General features: G+C 50.9%; 16 protein-coding genes. 13 read left to right on the top strand and 3 right to left on the bottom strand.

Annotated elements, in window-relative coordinates:
• Positions 1 to 116 precede the first annotated feature (116 nt).
• The 5 genes from NST07_RS26525 to thiI all read left to right on the top strand — a co-directional run bounded on the left by NST07_RS26525 (position 117) and on the right by thiI (position 4231).
• The gene (locus NST07_RS26525; protein WP_341095501.1) at positions 117 to 338 is read left to right on the top strand and encodes a DUF1540 domain-containing protein; all 222 of its coding nucleotides are present in this window, start codon (positions 117 to 119) and stop codon (positions 336 to 338) included.
• An 11-nt stretch (positions 339 to 349) separates the two neighbouring features.
• Positions 350 to 751: a hypothetical protein gene (locus tag NST07_RS26520; protein ID WP_341095499.1), complete on the top strand. Its 402-nt coding sequence runs from the start codon at positions 350 to 352 to the stop codon at positions 749 to 751.
• A gap of 201 nt (positions 752 to 952) precedes the next feature.
• A complete protein-coding gene (locus NST07_RS26515; protein ID WP_341095497.1) occupies positions 953 to 1663 on the top strand; it encodes a lytic transglycosylase domain-containing protein in 711 nt (236 codons plus the stop codon).
• Positions 1664 to 1789: 126 nt separating this feature from the next.
• On the top strand, positions 1790 to 2941 hold the full coding sequence (locus NST07_RS26510) for a cysteine desulfurase family protein (RefSeq protein ID WP_341095495.1): 1152 nt from the start codon (positions 1790 to 1792) through the stop codon (positions 2939 to 2941).
• A gap of 3 nt (positions 2942 to 2944) precedes the next feature.
• On the top strand, positions 2945 to 4231 hold the full coding sequence (gene thiI, locus NST07_RS26505) for a tRNA uracil 4-sulfurtransferase ThiI (RefSeq protein WP_341379536.1): 1287 nt from the start codon (positions 2945 to 2947) through the stop codon (positions 4229 to 4231).
• 69 nt (positions 4232 to 4300) lie between these two features.
• Here the strand turns inward: thiI and NST07_RS26500 are convergent, their stop codons facing one another.
• Complete coding sequence (locus NST07_RS26500) at positions 4301 to 4996, bottom strand: TerC family protein (protein WP_341095492.1); 696 nt, start codon at positions 4994 to 4996, stop codon at positions 4301 to 4303.
• A gap of 169 nt (positions 4997 to 5165) precedes the next feature.
• On the opposite strand from NST07_RS26500, the gene NST07_RS26495 reads away from it, so the two are divergent.
• The 6 genes from NST07_RS26495 (at position 5166) to NST07_RS26470 (ending at position 11018) form a co-directional block, all read left to right on the top strand.
• Positions 5166 to 5825 (top strand): TerC family protein, encoded by a 660-nt coding sequence (locus NST07_RS26495; protein WP_341095490.1) that lies wholly within the window; start codon positions 5166 to 5168, stop codon positions 5823 to 5825.
• 313 nt (positions 5826 to 6138) lie between these two features.
• The gene (locus tag NST07_RS26490; protein WP_341095488.1) at positions 6139 to 6651 is read left to right on the top strand and encodes a hypothetical protein; all 513 of its coding nucleotides are present in this window, start codon (positions 6139 to 6141) and stop codon (positions 6649 to 6651) included.
• A gap of 251 nt (positions 6652 to 6902) precedes the next feature.
• Entirely contained in the window at positions 6903 to 8747 is a 1845-nt protein-coding gene (gene typA / locus NST07_RS26485; RefSeq protein WP_038595399.1) for a translational GTPase TypA, read from the top strand.
• Positions 8748 to 8992: 245 nt separating this feature from the next.
• The gene (locus NST07_RS26480; RefSeq protein ID WP_341095486.1) at positions 8993 to 9289 is read left to right on the top strand and encodes a YlaH-like family protein; all 297 of its coding nucleotides are present in this window, start codon (positions 8993 to 8995) and stop codon (positions 9287 to 9289) included.
• A 227-nt stretch (positions 9290 to 9516) separates the two neighbouring features.
• Positions 9517 to 10464, top strand: coding sequence for an LCP family protein (locus tag NST07_RS26475; protein WP_342480493.1), 948 nt, complete (start codon positions 9517 to 9519; stop codon positions 10462 to 10464).
• A 98-nt stretch (positions 10465 to 10562) separates the two neighbouring features.
• Complete coding sequence (locus NST07_RS26470) at positions 10563 to 11018, top strand: pyridoxamine 5'-phosphate oxidase family protein (protein WP_038595395.1); 456 nt, start codon at positions 10563 to 10565, stop codon at positions 11016 to 11018.
• Positions 11019 to 11054: 36 nt separating this feature from the next.
• Here NST07_RS26470 and NST07_RS26465 read toward each other — a convergent pair whose 3' ends face one another.
• Entirely contained in the window at positions 11055 to 11624 is a 570-nt protein-coding gene (locus NST07_RS26465; RefSeq protein ID WP_341379533.1) for a YhcN/YlaJ family sporulation lipoprotein, read from the bottom strand.
• A 105-nt stretch (positions 11625 to 11729) separates the two neighbouring features.
• Here NST07_RS26465 and NST07_RS26460 point away from each other — a divergent pair, with 105 nt between their 5' ends.
• Together NST07_RS26460 and NST07_RS26455 are read left to right on the top strand one after the other, a co-directional pair.
• The gene (locus NST07_RS26460) at positions 11730 to 13061 is read left to right on the top strand and encodes a PhoH family protein (protein ID WP_076109033.1); all 1332 of its coding nucleotides are present in this window, start codon (positions 11730 to 11732) and stop codon (positions 13059 to 13061) included.
• A gap of 667 nt (positions 13062 to 13728) precedes the next feature.
• Complete coding sequence (locus NST07_RS26455; RefSeq protein ID WP_341095479.1) at positions 13729 to 14961, top strand: extracellular solute-binding protein; 1233 nt, start codon at positions 13729 to 13731, stop codon at positions 14959 to 14961.
• On the opposite strand, the gene NST07_RS26450 is transcribed toward NST07_RS26455, so the two are convergent.
• Positions 14953 to 16086, bottom strand: coding sequence for a hypothetical protein (locus NST07_RS26450; RefSeq protein WP_342480492.1), 1134 nt, complete (start codon positions 16084 to 16086; stop codon positions 14953 to 14955). The genes NST07_RS26455 and NST07_RS26450 overlap by 9 nt on opposite strands.
• Positions 16087 to 16136 lie beyond the last annotated feature (50 nt).

Below are 16136 nucleotides of genomic sequence, written 5' to 3'. Positions count from 1 at the left end.
GCTTTCTGCAAAGCGTGGGGACAGAGTGTTTTTGTGGGTATTGTGGTGGGGACTGGCACCTCATCTACCGCATAGAGATGAAATTCCACGGACATAATGATTCCTGAGGTGATCACATGACAACCACAAAACCGCTTGTAAGATGTAGTGTGAGCAACTGTCATTATTGGGGTGAACAGAACTTATGCCGGGCCGAGGAGATCGTTATTGAAATTGACAAGCATGTAGGCAGCCGGTTCAAGGAAGAATATGCCGAAGAGATGATAGCTAACAATCATCATGATCATGCCGCAACTTCGTCCGCGACCTGCTGTCTGACCTTCAAGCCTAACAACTAGGAGGCCTGAAAATGGACAAACACAGTGATAAATCCAAACTTGACCCGTCCGAAAGGAAAAAAATCATCCTGCGCCCGCGGAGAGTGGATTATCCCCGGCGGGACCGGGCCCACAATGAAGAGTATGCCGCGGAGATAAGCCCGCTTCCGGCACATATTCACAGCACAGGCGGCAAAACAGCCGAATCCAAGGAGCGCAGTGAGACAGAGACCGGCAGCAAGGGGCTGGGGAGGGTCGGGCTGGGCTTCGGGATTGCCTCCTTGTTCATCTGGTCGGTTATTCTGGGTCCCGTAGCTGCCATACTTGGGTACTATGCTTACGCCAAAGGGCAAAAAACTACAGGCGCATGGGCAATGGGACTGGGGATTGTATCTACGCTCAGCTATTTTGTCATGATACCATTTGCCCGCTAACCTAAGAAGAAACCGGAAGCAATGAAATCAAAACAGGCTTTTAGACCTAACTATAAGGGTCTGAAGTCTGTTTTTTCATGTCAGCATATAGCAATTATTATAAATCGACTGTAAAATAAAGTCGTATTTTAAATTTAAATTGAGTTTCTTAAGGTAAGGAATTTTATATAGAGGATCAGCAGAAGGAAAGGACAGTGCAATATGGCGATCAATCCGGCTTCAGGGAGCGGAGTTGGGCAACTAAGATGGGTGAACTTAAGAAGTTCGAGCCTCAAAAGTGAAACAGGGAAAAATCCCAGTGAAGTATCGGGTTCAACGTCAGCGGAGTTTTCCGCTTTGCTGCAGGAGCGGACGTTGCAGCCGGGGGATAGGGACAGCGCCACTGCACTGAATTCCCTTGGCGACAACTCCTCCTTAAGCGGTCTGCTGTGGCAGCAGCTTGGAGGGACAAGCGATTCATATGACGCAATTTCCGGGGAAATAACGGAAACCAGGCCCACCGATTATGAAGAGCTGATTCAGACGGCCAGTACGAAGTATGGTGTGCCGGTAGATTTGATCAAGGCAGTAATCGATACGGAATCCTCGTTCAACCCGAATGTCGTTTCTTCGGCGGGAGCGAAGGGATTGATGCAGCTGATGGATGGCACGGCGAATGGCCTCGGCGTTTCCGACCCCTTCGATCCGGCTCAGAGCATTGACGGCGGGGTACGTTATTTATCGTATCAGCTGAAGCGTTTTGACGGGCAGGAGAAGATGGCGCTTGCCGCTTATAATGCCGGGCCCGGACGGGTAAACAAGCTCGGAGTCAACAGTGACCAGGAGCTGATGGAGAAGCTTTCCCAGCTTCCGAAAGAAACCCAGGACTATATTCTCAAAATAGAACGCGCCCGCGCTGAATACGCAGTATAATAAAAAGGATCAAATGGTGTCGTCTGGACCACTCTGGTGGCGGGACCCGTTTGATCCTTTTTTCCGGATCAGTTATTCTATATTCTCGCGCATGATCAGCACAGAAGCAAAGGAGAGACCCGATATATGCTGTACTGGGATTATGCCGCTGCCGCACCCCCTTATGAAGAAGTAGTGCAGACGATGGAGCAGATTATGAAGCAGCATTATGCGAATCCCTCGTCGCTGCACCGTGCAGGTACGGAAGCGGACCGGCTTATCAAACGTTCAAGGGAAGTCTGCGCAGCCGCGCTCGGAGTGAAGCCGCAGGAGATTCTGTTCACCTCCGGCGCTACCGAAAGCAACAACCTCGCGGTTAAAGGTGCTGCTCTTCAGTATCAGAGCAGGGGACGCCATATCGTGACTACGGAAATAGAGCATCCTTCGGTCTATGAGAGCTGCCTGCAGCTGCAAAACATGGGCTGGGAGATCACCTTTGTAGCACCAGACAGCTCAGGAATAGTTGAGCCCTCCCGTATTGCCGCTGCGGTGCGCCGGGATACTGTACTTGTCAGCGTGATGCATGTCAATAATGAGGTTGGAACAGTGCAGCCGCTGCTGGAGATCGGGCGGCTGGTGAAGGCTGCCAACCACCGGACGCTGTTTCATGTGGACGGAGTGCAGGGCTACAGCGGGTTTGAGCCAAGACTTGGTGAATGGCAGGCTGACCTGTACAGCTTATCCCCCCACAAAATCCGCGGCCCGCGCGGGGTAGGGCTGCTGTTTGTAAGAGAAGGGGTTACGCTATTCCCGTTGCTGACTGGCGGCTCCCAGGAAAACGGACTCCGCGCCGGCACAGAAAATGTGCCGGCGGTTGTGGCTTCCGCCAAAGCCATCCGCATGAGCGGCGAGCGGAGGGAACAGGTTAACAACGTGATGATTCCGCTGCGCAACCGGCTGTTGAAGTTTGTGGCCGGCATCCCGGAACTGAAGGTCAACAGCAGGGAGGACGGAGCTCCGCATATTGTCCATTTCTCTTATCCCGGTATGAAGGGGGAAGTGCTGGCCCGCAAGCTGGAGGAACTGGGGATGGTCGTATCCACCCGTTCGGCCTGCTCCTCGCGGCTGGCCGAGCCGAGCCGGATTCTGCTGTCCATGGGCAGGGATGTTTCTACGGCACTTGGCGGAATCCGCATTAGCCTTGGCGACAGCCATACGGAAGCTGATATTGCCCTGCTGGAGCAGGCGCTGCTTAAGGCTGTACAGTCTTTGAAGATTGTTGAAGGAGGCATGAGATAACCGATGAAAGAGCAGGAAACTGGAACTGCCATAGGCGGCGGAAGCAGTATTGAATATGCAGATATGCTTATACTGAGGTTCGGGGAATTTACACTGAAGGGCAAGAACCGGGCCCGGTTCGAGAAGACGGTGCTGAGCCATGTGAGGGAGATGGTCAAGCCGTATCCCAAAGTGGTGCTGAGCAAGGAATTCGGACGGATTTATGTGCAGTTGAACGGTGAGCCGGCCGGCGAATTGGCGGCGTCGCTGAAGAATGTATTCGGCATCGCCTCTATTAGTCCGGTCAAGGTCTCTTTATCGGAGTTTGACGATATCCTGTCCGCCAGCCGGACATTCCTGAAGATTATCGCTCCAGCCCCGGGTACTACCTTTAAGGTCAACGCGCGCCGGGTATGGAAGGAGTTCCCGCATGGCTCCATCGAGATGAATAAGCTGATCTCAACTCCGCTGCTGCAAGGCTACCCCGGCCTGATCGTGGATGTGAAATCACCGCAGATGGAGCTCAAGATCGAAATTCGCGAGGGGTATACTTATATTTTCTGTGAGAATATCCCCGGGGTCGGAGGGTTTCCGCTGGGAACCAACGGAAAGGCTATGCTCCTCCTGTCCGGCGGTATTGATAGTCCTGTGGCAGGCTGGTCTTCGATGCGCCGCGGTTTGGAAGTGGAGTGTGTCCACTTCTACAGTTATCCTTATACAAGCGAGCTTGCCCGCCAGAAGGTCGTGGATCTTGCGCGGGTACTGTCTCGTTATGCCGGGGTGATTAAGCTGCATCTCATTCCGTTTACGGAGGTGCAGACCGCTTTTACGGGGATTGGCCAGGATAACCTGATCATTACGCTGATGAGGCGGGCGATGCTGAAGATTACCACCCGGCTGGCTGAACGGGAAGGGGCACTTGCACTTGTTACCGGGGAGAGTCTGGGGCAGGTGGCCAGCCAGACGTTGTCCAGCATGAATGTCATCGGCCGCGCTACAACACTGCCGCTGCTGCGGCCGCTGGTCATGATGGACAAAAGCGAGATTGTGGAGCTTTCGCAAATGATCGGCACGTATGATTTATCTATCCTGCCTTACGAGGATTGCTGCACGTTATTTGTGCCTAAATCACCTACGACTAACCCGAATCTGCGGATTGTGGACAAGATTGAAGCGACGTTGCCCGGATATGCCGAACGGCTGGATGCTGCTGTCGCGGGGACAGAGACGATTTCCATTACGCCTTACGGGGATGAGAAACCAAGCGATGTAGTTCCGGCGCAAGCCGGGCTGCAGGAAGAGTGGTTCTAACACAATAACAGGGGGCCGAAACCGTTGACAGATTTCGGCCCCCTTTTTTTGTTGATGAAACGGTATATCTTACCCCGAGGTCCCGCTATGCGGGATCTTTTTATGCTCCAGCCGCCGTTTCCAGTGCCCTGCAGCCAGTATGCCTGCAATCACAAGGATGATGAAGAGAACATGCAGCAGCGGGTGCTGCTCAAAAAAAGGCTGGAGCTTCTGTTCACCGGTAATCATGGTGGAGGCGGTGTACCCCAGCACTGCGGAACCGATGTAAATAATCCAGGGATACCGGTTAATCAGCTTAATAAAAAGCGTACTGCCCCAGACCACAATGGGAACACTGATAAGCAGTCCTACCACAACCAGCGTGATATTGTGATTGGCTGCTCCGGCAATGGCGATGACATTGTCCAGACCCATGGCCGCGTCGGCAACAATAATTGTCCGCACAGCCGCCCACAGTGTGCCTCCGGCCTTGATATCCGCATCGTTATTTTCCCCGCTGAGCAGCTTGTAAGCAATCAGGATCAGCAGCAGCCCACCGAACAGCAGCAGCCAAGGGACTTTCAGCAGCCAGACAACCAGTATGGTAGCGATGATCCGCAGCACAACGGCTCCGCCCGTTCCAAGCAGAATAGCCTTTTTCTGGGTGCCTGCCGGTAAATTTCGTGCAGCAAGCCCGATGACAATAGCGTTGTCCCCCGCCAGAATCAAATCAAGAAAGACGATATTCAGCAAGGGCAATATAAAATCGGTAACAGTTGTATTCAAGCCGGGTCACTCCCATAGTTTGTTGGTCAGAGCATTAGATAGGTATAGTTTTGTATACGCTAAAAAAGGGCCGGACATGCATCAGCCGGGAAAAAAGTTGGACAGGAAGCATAGCTTGTCGCCATTCCACATACATGTAATTACATGTAGTCCGGGGAGGTAAAAGCTAATGGATTCCTTGTTGCTGCTTGGGGAAATATTGATGATCAATCTTGTGCTGAGCGGAGATAACGCGATGGTCATAGCGATGGCCAGCAAAAATCTCCCGGAGAAGAACCGCAAAACTGCTGTCTGGTGGGGGGCTGCGGGCGCTGTCATTCTTCGGTGTGTGCTGACGTTTGCGGCAGTGCTGCTGCTGAAAATCCCCTATATTGAAGCGGGCGGAGGCATTCTGCTGCTATGGATTGCCTTCAAGCTGCTGCTGGAGGAAGAAGAGGAGGTTAGGGTGGAGGAAAGCTCTACCGTGTGGAGGTCCATCCGCACCATTCTGTTGGCGGACTTTATCATGAGTCTCGACAATGTGCTGGCGATTGCGGGAGTAGCCAAAGGTGATTTGGCCATAATCGTTATCGGGATCGCGTTAAGCATTCCGATCGTCGTCTGGGGAAGCGGTATTATCGTCGGCTGGCTGCACCGGTTTCCTGTGCTTGTCTTCATCGGCGCCTACATACTCGCCCATACTGCTGGAGAAATGCTGCTGCAGGATGCCAAGTTTGGTGCGGTGCTTTCCTTTATGCTGCCGTCTTTACACTCCATTTTACCGCTTGCACTTGGTGTTATCGTTGTCCTGTCCGGCATGATTAAGCGGAGGACCGTATCCGCAGGTTAAGAAGCGGCAATACTAGAGGCTGTGCCAAAAGCTGGATAAGCTGGGGCGCAGCCTCTTTAGACTGAGCAGCTTTTTCAAAATATAAGGATTTATATGCTTCACGCTATAAATTATCCTTCTATTTCTCGCTGAAACGGATAACGTCCTTTTGAGGACCGTGAAGCCGTTTCCACTTGTCATCTCCTAAAATATGATGAATGATGGTGTTTTATTTATTTTTCAGATAAAATATAAAGGGAATCCTGTCGCAGGAATGAACTTTCGAAGTGACGAGGCAAGGAATAGACCGTGAATTTGAAGGGATGGGTGATTGATGTCTTCCAAAAACGACATGAAACTGGGTATTTTTATTGCCGCCGCCGGCATTGTGATTCTATTCGGAAAGCTGGGGGTGTTCGGGTTTCTCGGGCGGGCCTTATGGCCACTCGTGATACTGGTTCCAGGCCTGTTCCTGCATGTGCTCTTCTTCAGCCGCCGCGCTTCGGCAGCCGTGTTGATTCCGGCCGGAATATTGACTGTATATGGCTTGCTGCTCGGGTTATGCAATACCTGGGGCTGGGGGCTTATGACTCATCTGTGGCCGCTGCTGCTGTTAGGCATCGCTGTCGGGCTGTATGAATATTCGCTGTATTCTTCTGCGCGGACCGGCGGTCTGATGACTACGTCTGTCATACTGGGAGCACTGAGCCTGGTACTGTTTATCTTCAGTCTGCTGGGCACAGGAGCGTTGTATTTATTAGGTGCGGTACTGATTGCTGCAGGGATTTGGCTGATGGCCGGGCGCGGAAAACCGCGAAGCCGCAAGAAGTGGAACGGGGGCTGGTGAGTGAACCGGCAGCTGTGAAATTTGTGGATCTTCTCAAGGAAAAAAGGATCTGACTCGAAATTAGAAAAATTAAACGAAGTTGGAAATCGTTTTTTCAGAAAAAGACTTGCTTTTCATAGTGCTTTCACTATAATATTAAGGAATGTTGGAGCGTCGGCTTTCTGCCAGGCGCTTCTTTTGTGAGACTGCCGTGACATGCTATAAATTTAAACATTTTTAATTTGATAAATGAGAGGATTTGGATACAAATCATGCATTCAAGAAAAGATATTCGCAACATTGCGATCATTGCCCACGTTGACCATGGTAAAACAACACTTGTCGATCAGCTTTTGCAGCAATCAGGAATTTTTAGCGCGCATGAGCACCTGCAAGAACGTGCCATGGACTCGAACGACCTGGAGCGGGAACGCGGAATCACTATCCTAGCCAAAAATACAGCAATTACCTATAAAGAGTTCTTGATCAACATTGTAGATACCCCGGGCCATGCTGACTTCGGCGGCGAAGTTGAACGGATCATGAAGATGGTTGATGGTGTACTGCTTGTTGTTGACGCCTATGAAGGCTGCATGCCGCAAACGAAATTCGTTCTGCGCAAAGCGCTGGAACAGCACCTGACACCAATCGTTGTAGTGAACAAGATTGACCGTCCGGCTGCACGTCCGAAGGAAGTTATTGATGAAGTGCTGGATCTGTTCATTGAGCTTGAAGCCAGTGACGATCAGCTGGAATTCCCGGTAGTTTATGCATCCGCACTAAACGGCACATCGAGCATGGATACTGAGAAACAGGATGACAACATGCTTGCTTTGTATGAAACGATTGTTGAGCATATCCCGGCTCCGACCGAAAAGGTTGAAGAACCTCTGCAGTTCCTTGTTACGCTGATGGATTACAATGAATACCTTGGCCGTATTGCCATCGGACGTGTAAACCGCGGTGTTATCAAGCAAGGCCAATCCGTAACTGTTATTATGCGTGACGGTAAAAGCAAGACGGCACGGATCGAGAAGCTGTTCGGCTTCCAGGGCCTCAAACGCGTAGAAACTGAAGAAGCGGGCGCAGGCGATATCGTTGCTATCGCCGGCATTAAGGATATCAACATCGGTGAGACGATTGCTGATCCGCAGCATCCTGAAGCCCTTCCGGTCCTGAAGATCGATGAGCCTACGATGCAAATGACGTTCCTCGTGAACAACAGTCCGTTTGCCGGTAAAGAAGGCAAATGGGTAACTTCCCGTAAGCTGCGCGAGCGTCTGTTCAAAGAGCTCGAAACAGATGTCAGCTTGCGTGTGGATGAAACAGATTCTCCTGACGCCTTTATCGTATCCGGACGCGGTGAGCTTCACCTCGGTATCCTGATCGAGAATATGCGCCGGGAAGGTTATGAAATGCAGGTTTCCAAGCCTGAGGTTATCGTCAAAGAAATCGACGGAGCCAAGATGGAGCCGCTTGAACGTCTGATGATTGACGTTCCTGAAGAAAGCATGGGCGCCGTAATGGAGAGCCTGGGCAGCCGCAAAGCTGAAATGGTCAACATGATTAACCACGGTACTGGTCAAGTTCGTCTGGAATTCCTGATTCCTGCACGCGGCCTGATTGGCTACAATACACACTTCCTGACGCTGACACGCGGCTATGGTGTAATGAACCATGCCTTTGACAGCTATGCTCCTCTGATCGGCGGCCAGGTTGGCGGACGTCATCAGGGCGTGCTGGTGTCCAGTGAGACCGGAAGTACAACGTTCTACGGTATGATGGGCGTAGAAGACCGCGGTATTCTATTCCTTGAGCCAGGAACAGAAATCTACGAAGGTATGATCGTCGGTGAGCATACCCGTGATAACGATATTATCGTTAACATCTGTAAGGAAAAAGCACTGACCAACGTGCGTTCCGCTACAAAGGATGAAACGGTAAAAATGAAGACCCCACGGATGTTCTCTCTGGAAGGTGCGCTTGAGTATCTGAACGATGACGAATATTGTGAAATCACCCCGAAATCCGTTCGTCTTCGCAAGAAGATCCTGAACAAGGGCGAACGTGAACGTGTAGAAAAGCAGCGTAAGTCAGCACAAGCCAGCCAGGCCTAAGCTGATATAGAACAAGCCGCCGGATGTTGAATCCGGCGGCTTGTATTTGTTTAAAGATAATTTATATGCTTCACACTATAAATTATCTTTCTATTTCTCGCTGAAACGGGTACCGTCCTTATGAGGACGGTGAAGCCGTTTCCACTTGTGAGGCGATCTTTTAAATTGCAGGGATTATTTGCGGATTAAAGCTCCCGGGGATGATATAATGTAAGCGATACATACCTTGGGAGGAGTGGTGGGCTGTGCAGAGCTGGTTTGCGGAGCATCCTATTGTGGCCTATATTGTCATTTTTATATTGCTGACTTATGTGTATAACCGTGTATTCCGCGTGAATCAGAAGCTCCCCATCGGCAAAGAAATCGTGCTCTATCTGATGATGGCACTTGGTTCAGGCATGCTGCTGATTTTTCAGCACGACAAGTTGCCTATCATTCAGTGCCTGCTGGTGGCTGTAGGACTTATGCTGCTCGTGCGGGTCCGTTATTTTGTAGAGGCCCGGCAGAAGCGCAAGGCTGCAGCAGCAGCCAAAAGACAATAAACGCAACTTTTATCGTTTGAAATCGTCTATAGTAAGTATAAATCAACCTAATCTATGCGAAATGAAAAGGACCTTATTCTATTATGAGTACAAGCAAGGGAAATTTACCTCCAAGAAGACCCGCTGGACCCCAACAAACGGGCAGAGGGCAGCAGGTTAAGGCTGCTCCTGGGAAGCAGGGCAAGAAAAAAGTGAAGAAACGGGGATTTGCAGCCCGTTTGGGAAAAATGCTATTAATTATCCTTTTAGTTGCGATTCTGGGAGTGCTGGGCTACGTAGGGTTTCTGTACTATAAGTTCGAGCAGGGAGGATTTGGAGTGGACCAGCCCGTTCAGGACAGCCAGCTTGCTTCGTCTAAGCCGCTGACTATGCTGTTGCTGGGAACCGACAACCGCCCGAAGCATCCGTCTAATCTCACGGATGTTATTATGGTTGCTGCACTGAATCCTAAGACGCATTCGGCGACGGTTGTCTCGCTTCCGCGGGATACTTACGTCGAGCTAAGCGGTTATAAGAAGACCAAGATCAATGCGTTTTACCCCCGCTTCAAGAGCAAGGAGAAAACCTCAGGCATTCTAGCTGAGGATGAGATGAAGACGATGATGGGCAAATATCTGGACATCGATGTCGATTATGTCACCGTACTCGATTTTCAAGGCTTCCGTGATATTGTGGACGAGTTTGACGGAGTGGATGTCAACATCAGTGCCGACATGTGCTATACGGACAGTGTGGACGGAACAGATATTAATCTGAAGAAAGGCCCGGCCAAGCTGGATGGGGATGAGGCGCTTGATTATGTGCGTTACCGCAAGTCTAACTGTAGTCCAAGGACCCAGGCTTCCGATGACTTTGACCGCAATAAACGACAGAACGAGGTATTGAACGGACTGGTTGGACAAATGCAGTCCATTGGAGGAGTGCTCAAAATAGGCAAGGTTTTTGACGCTGTGGGCGACAATATGCATAGTGACATTGAGAACGCACAGATCAAAAGCATGATTTCTACCTATTGGAAAATATCTAAAGAGAATATTGAATTTGTGCCGGTGACCGGAACCTGGCGCAGCCCGTATGTATATATTAACGATAAAGAGCTTGAAGCGGCAAAGAAGAGCCTTCAGGACCGGATTGCCGGGGTTTCCTCTGCTGCCTCAGAGTCTACTGCTCCTTAACGAAGGTCTGGAAGCAACTCTAAATTGAATGCAAGTTTGGGCGTGTGCTATAATATAATAAAGTGAACGCACATTTGCCGCATAGGGGGCCTGTACTTATGTCCGAAGCCGTTGCTCAGCTCAATGAAACCTTGCTATCGATGCTGCAGTCGGAAACGTTTGTCCTACTTAACACTGTTGATGCGGAATCCGGAGGCCCTACGTCTACGGCGATTTCCTGGATTTATGCAGTGAGCCCTTCTATCGTGCGTCTGGCGGTAGACCACCGCTCCAGACTTGTGAACAACATGAAGGTGAATCCAATGGTAACCGTAACAGTTTTTGGCGAGGGCACCGTTCATGCCATTAATGGGCGTGCTGTTGTGAGGCAGGATCCGCTGCCGGATGTTCCCTTCAAGATGTGCTGTTTTGATGTTGAAATTGAAGCGGTTCGCAACGCGCTGTTCTATGGCGCGCAGCTGGAGTCCGCTCCAAAATATGCTAAGGTATACGATGCGCGTGCGGCTGAGAAGCTGGACGGCCAAGTATTTGCCGCCATGCAAAAAGCCCAGTGAGGATCTCACTAGGCTTTTTTTGTCCAAAGAATCAGTTTATTGATTGTTGCCTTTCGGCTTGGTATCCTCTGGCAGCTGCGGTATGATGCGGCCGATGATATCCGCCATTTCTGCAGCGAAGCCGGACACCGGATTTCCCTTAGAGATATGGCGGCCCATTTCGTTCAGTCTGTTGGAGATATCCATATCGGCAGTGACGAAGGCCTTGACGCCCCGCGGATCTTTACGGATGGCTTCAGCCACCGAATATTTGATGCTTCCGACACGCGAACGTTCCAGCTTCCCGTCAACATCAATACCAACCACGGCGACATTGTTCATTACGACACAGTGGGCACCGTTGACGCCTGGAACTCTTTGGGCCAGCTGTTCAAAATGATCCTTGAGTGCAACATCGCTTTCCCCCTTGCCGCCGGAAGTTTGTCCGGCTTCAGCGTAAGGGGCCATATTACCATCATTAGATAATGACCGCACCTCGCGGTTTCCCTGGCTGCTTAAAGCCTTGGCCGATTGTTTATCCTGAGGAGAGGGTGATGTCTCTTTATTAGCGATACCGCAGCTTGTCAGCAGCAGCAGTACCAGCAACAGACACATTGATTTTCTCATATGTGCTTACTCCTTTCAGTCAGAAATCAGTTCTTTACTTTATCTTGCCCTTGCTGAAAAGAGTTATGTATGATCAATCAAACCAGGCGCTGTGGAGGGGATAGCATGAAAAAGATATTTGTACTAGACACCAACGTGCTTTTGCACGACCCCAATTCGATCTTTGCTTTCAAGGAGCATGAAGTAGTCATTCCGGCCGTGGTTCTGGAAGAGATCGACTCCAAGAAGCGTAATGCCGATGAAATCGGCCGCAACGCCCGCACTGTGTCACGATTGTTAGACGGACTCCGGGAACTGGGCCACCTGCATAGCGGTGTAGTTCTGGAACATGGAGGCATGCTGAAGGTGGAGCTTAACCACCGCAGCTTCGTAAAGGTACAGGAAATGTTCGGTGAGGTATCCAACGACAACCGGATATTGGCTGTAGCGCTCAATTATCTTCATGAGGAGAACGAGAAAGCTGAACCACGTCCTGTGGTACTCGTAAGTAAAGATGTACTTGTCCGCATCAAAGCGGATGTGCTTGGCATTACACCGGAGGATTATTTATCTGACCGTACAGGTGATCTGAACGAGCTGTATACCGGCTACCAGTCATTGATGGTCCATCCTTCGCTGATTGATGAATATTACAGCCACCGTTTCCTGTCCGTCAAACAACTGCCCCTGTCCTATGCGCTCTACCCGCATGAATTTGTAATTCTGAAGGATGAGATCGGCAGCGGCAAATCTGCTCTGCTCAAAGTAAACAGCGACGCCACACGCCTTGAACCGCTTTATCTGGGCAATGATGCGGTGTGGGGTATCAGTGCCCGCAATGCCCAGCAGCGGATGGCGCTGGAGCTGCTGTTGAACGATGACATCCCGCTGGTAACTATTACCGGCAAGGCAGGAACAGGCAAAACGCTGCTGGCGCTTGCTGCCGGATTGTTCAAGGTGGAGGATGAACACCGCTACAAGAAGCTGCTCATCGCCCGGCCGGTTGTGCCGATGGGTAAAGATATCGGATATTTGCCCGGGGAGAAGGATGAGAAGCTGCGTCCGTGGATGCAGCCGATTTATGATAATTTGGAATTTCTGTTTGATACGAAGAAGTCCGGGGATATTGATAAAATACTCATGGGCCTCGGCAGCATCCAGGTGGAGGCACTAACCTACATCCGCGGACGTTCTATTCCTTCACAGTTCATCATTATTGATGAAGCTCAGAACCTTTCCCGCCACGAGGTGAAGACCATCGTCTCCAGAGCCGGGGAAGGCAGCAAGGTTATTCTTATGGGCGACCCGGAGCAGATCGACCATCCTTATCTCGATGCAGCGAGCAACGGTCTCAGCTATATTGTCGAGAAGTTTAAGCAAGAAGGGATTAGCGGTCATATCACACTGGAAAAAGGCGAGCGTTCCCGCCTGGCCCAGCTGGCCGCCGATTTACTGTAATCGGCAGCATTTGTCAGCCGGCTGCTGTAATGACACAATAAAAGGCTGCGAAACATACCCAGCACCGCGCAGCCAAATCATGATAAGCAACGCCGTAAAGCCGGGAGATCAATGTCTCCCGGCTTTTTGCCTGCCGGCCCCCTGAACGGCGGAGGTTTCAGAGCTTATACGCGATAATGGAATGGAGAGAAAGTTTGGAACTGGAGAAGCGCTAGCGTTCGCCTTTATCCTCGAATTTCTTCCGCTGCAGGCGGAACTATATAAGTTGAACAAAAGAACTACCTAGAGGCAAAAGCAGCGGAGGGGAATTTTGGAACTGTAGGAGCGATAGCGACCGCCTTTGTCTACGGATTTCAACCGCAAATAGCGGGTTAAATCAAGAAATCTGTAGACAACAGCGGCCGAAAGTCCAAACATTCACCGCAGTTGCGTTCTATGCCGGATCGGTAAATTTAAAGTTCAACTTATATAGAATCAGGAAATCTGAGGATAACAGCGATCGGAAGTCCAGATCTTTCTTGTAATGTAACATTATATCGCAAATGTCTCGAGGCCTCCGCCGTTACACCTATATAATAGAAAGAGAACGTTTTCAGCTAACACAGACAATCAAAGAATCATCTGGTAAAATAGGGGGACAAGTGTTTAGGCCGGAGGGGAAAAAGAAATGCTGAGACGCAAAAACTATTGGCTGCTGTTTGCAATACTGCTGCTTGCGCTGACAAGCTTGTCACCCAGCATGGAGCTGGACACCAGCGAACGCACCCGTCCGCAGAAGTTGCCGCTCGATCAATCAGAGCGCCCGGATTCGGGAGAGACTGGAAATGTGCAAAGCCTGCAGATTCGTGTTTCGCTGAGCAGCGAAGAGCTGCGTGAGCTGGAACGGATCAGCAGAAACTATACGTTATCGAGCGGGATTGAAGTTGTGCTGAGCAATGTGGACAGCGAGGAATCGGCTGAAGCTCTGAAGCAGGACCTGACTACAGGAGACAGTCCGGATATTGTGATGACCGATGGCCGCAATATATCCGATCTGGCCACCCGGGGGTATTTGCTACCGGTGGATGTCTACCAGAGCGTTCCCGGCAGCGCCCCGCTGACCCTGCTCATTCCGCAGATGCAGTGGAATGGATATGACTGGGGAGTTCCGCTCGATATTGATCCTTACGTACTGGTGTATTCTCCGGCGCGCCTCGCCGAATTGGGCCTTTCGGAAGCGCCGAAAAATCTGGAGCAGTGGAGCGGGCTGCTGAAGCATTTCAGAGAAGAACAGGATCAGGAACAATATATCCTGGCTATGGATACCCGCAATCCCTATGGTTACTCTGCGGTACTGGAAAGTATGGGGGCCAGCCTGACTTCAGAGAATACGGCAATGCTGGAGTGGACCCAGAACGCCCGCAGCTCCTTATATCTGACCAGCCGGTACAATAAAGAGCTCTGGAATATGCTCCAGGAGGGAAAGGTCGCCGTAGCTGCACTTCCGCTCTCTGAATTCCAGAAGCACGGGAATTCATCGCTGGCTGTGGAAGTGCCACTGCCTGGCGGGAGCAGTAAAGGCTATGAGGCAATGTTCAGCCGTTTCTTCGCTCTTCCCGCAGAGTCGAGCAACCCGGAGGCGGCGGTGAAATGGCTCGCCTATATTACCTCCAGCTCCGCGCAGCTGGAATGGCTGGAGAACACGGGGCGTCTGCCTGCGCTGGAAGAGCTTTACCGTTCGGGACTTCCGGAGATGGCCAGGCTTCCTTTTGACTCCCGGGTGCTGCTGACAGACGAAGCCATCACTGAGGAAAGACCGGTTGGCGGCTGGAGTGAGCTCTCCACGGCGGTGGCAATGCTCCTTACCGGCAAGCTGGATGCCGCAGGATACCGGGAAGCACTGGCAGCAACCTCAAAATGAGATGGAGAGCTTTACATAAAGCACGCCTTCTTTGCTTTCTACTTCGGTCGCATGCAGAAGTGAGACGATTTTCTCGGGATAAAACCCTAGATCGAATTCTTCCTCCAGTGACTGGCGGGTGGAATCAGGCAGCTCCAGGCCGTTAAATACTACATTGTCGACATGGAACATTAGCCCGTTAACAGGTTCGTTTTCAATCGTGTAATGACCGGTCAGGGTAAGCGTCAAGCCGCCGCTGGTTCCCGAAGCAGTCACCTGACCCTTGTTGAAATGAAAAGCGAAATCCTTAAATAGCTCATTTTGTGAAATCAGAAAGGTATTAAGATCCTCTTCCTTCAGCGCAAGGGTGTAGGTCATTCCTTTGCGGGTCAGCATCCCGCTTTTGCTCTGGACAAATTGCGGCAGATGATTCATTGCCGATGACAAAGCCTTAAAATAGGTTTTCACTTCATGAATACCAATGTTCTCCCAATACCTCGTAAATTCGTTCAGCAGCGTGCTCATGCTCTCCGGATCGCTGCTGGCGCTGATTCCTCCTTCAATCTCCTCATTTAACGCGGCCACCCGCGTTTTTTGTTCGGTAAGAGCCGTTTTAAGCTCCTCAAGCTCCTTGCTGCTGCGCAGCGAAGCCGTTATCGTGGATTTCATATCTTTGTATTGCTCTTCATAATGATTCAGGATGTCGCGGTCCTGCCCAATAATAATCTCGTAATAATCGTACAGGGCAAGCATCCGGCTGATACTTTTAGCGGAGAGCAGAGCAGCCAGCAGACTATCTCTATCCCCCATATAATAAGAGCGAATGACAGCCCCGGCACGTTCTTGTTGATCTGCGATAGCTGCTTCTTTTTCTGCTGCTTGTTTGCTGAGGAGTGAAACCTTCTTCTCGAGAACCTTTTGCTCCGCGGTAATTCTAAGGATCTCACGTTCGATTTCAGCAGAGGACAACGTCTGCTCCAGCAGCCTGCGGGTCTCTTCGTTATCGGGAAAATCAGGAGGAGAAGAGACGGCGGCAGCACTAGAGCCCATGGAAAGCGAGGCCGCAGAGGTCAGCGGCAGCATCGTGCAGAGAAGCAGAATGAGCAGGAAGGCGAACCTTCGGCTTAAAATATTGCGGGAAAGCACTACACCACCACCTTTGGCAAAATAGAATAGGTATGTACTATTAATATGTT

The sequence above is a fragment of the Paenibacillus sp. FSL L8-0340 genome (assembly GCF_038593145.1).
In the GTDB taxonomy this organism is placed as follows: Bacteria; Bacillota; Bacilli; order Paenibacillales; family Paenibacillaceae; genus Paenibacillus_AQ.
The sequence above is the reverse complement of the archived record's forward strand: the minus strand, read 5'-3'. Positions and strand labels throughout refer to the sequence as shown.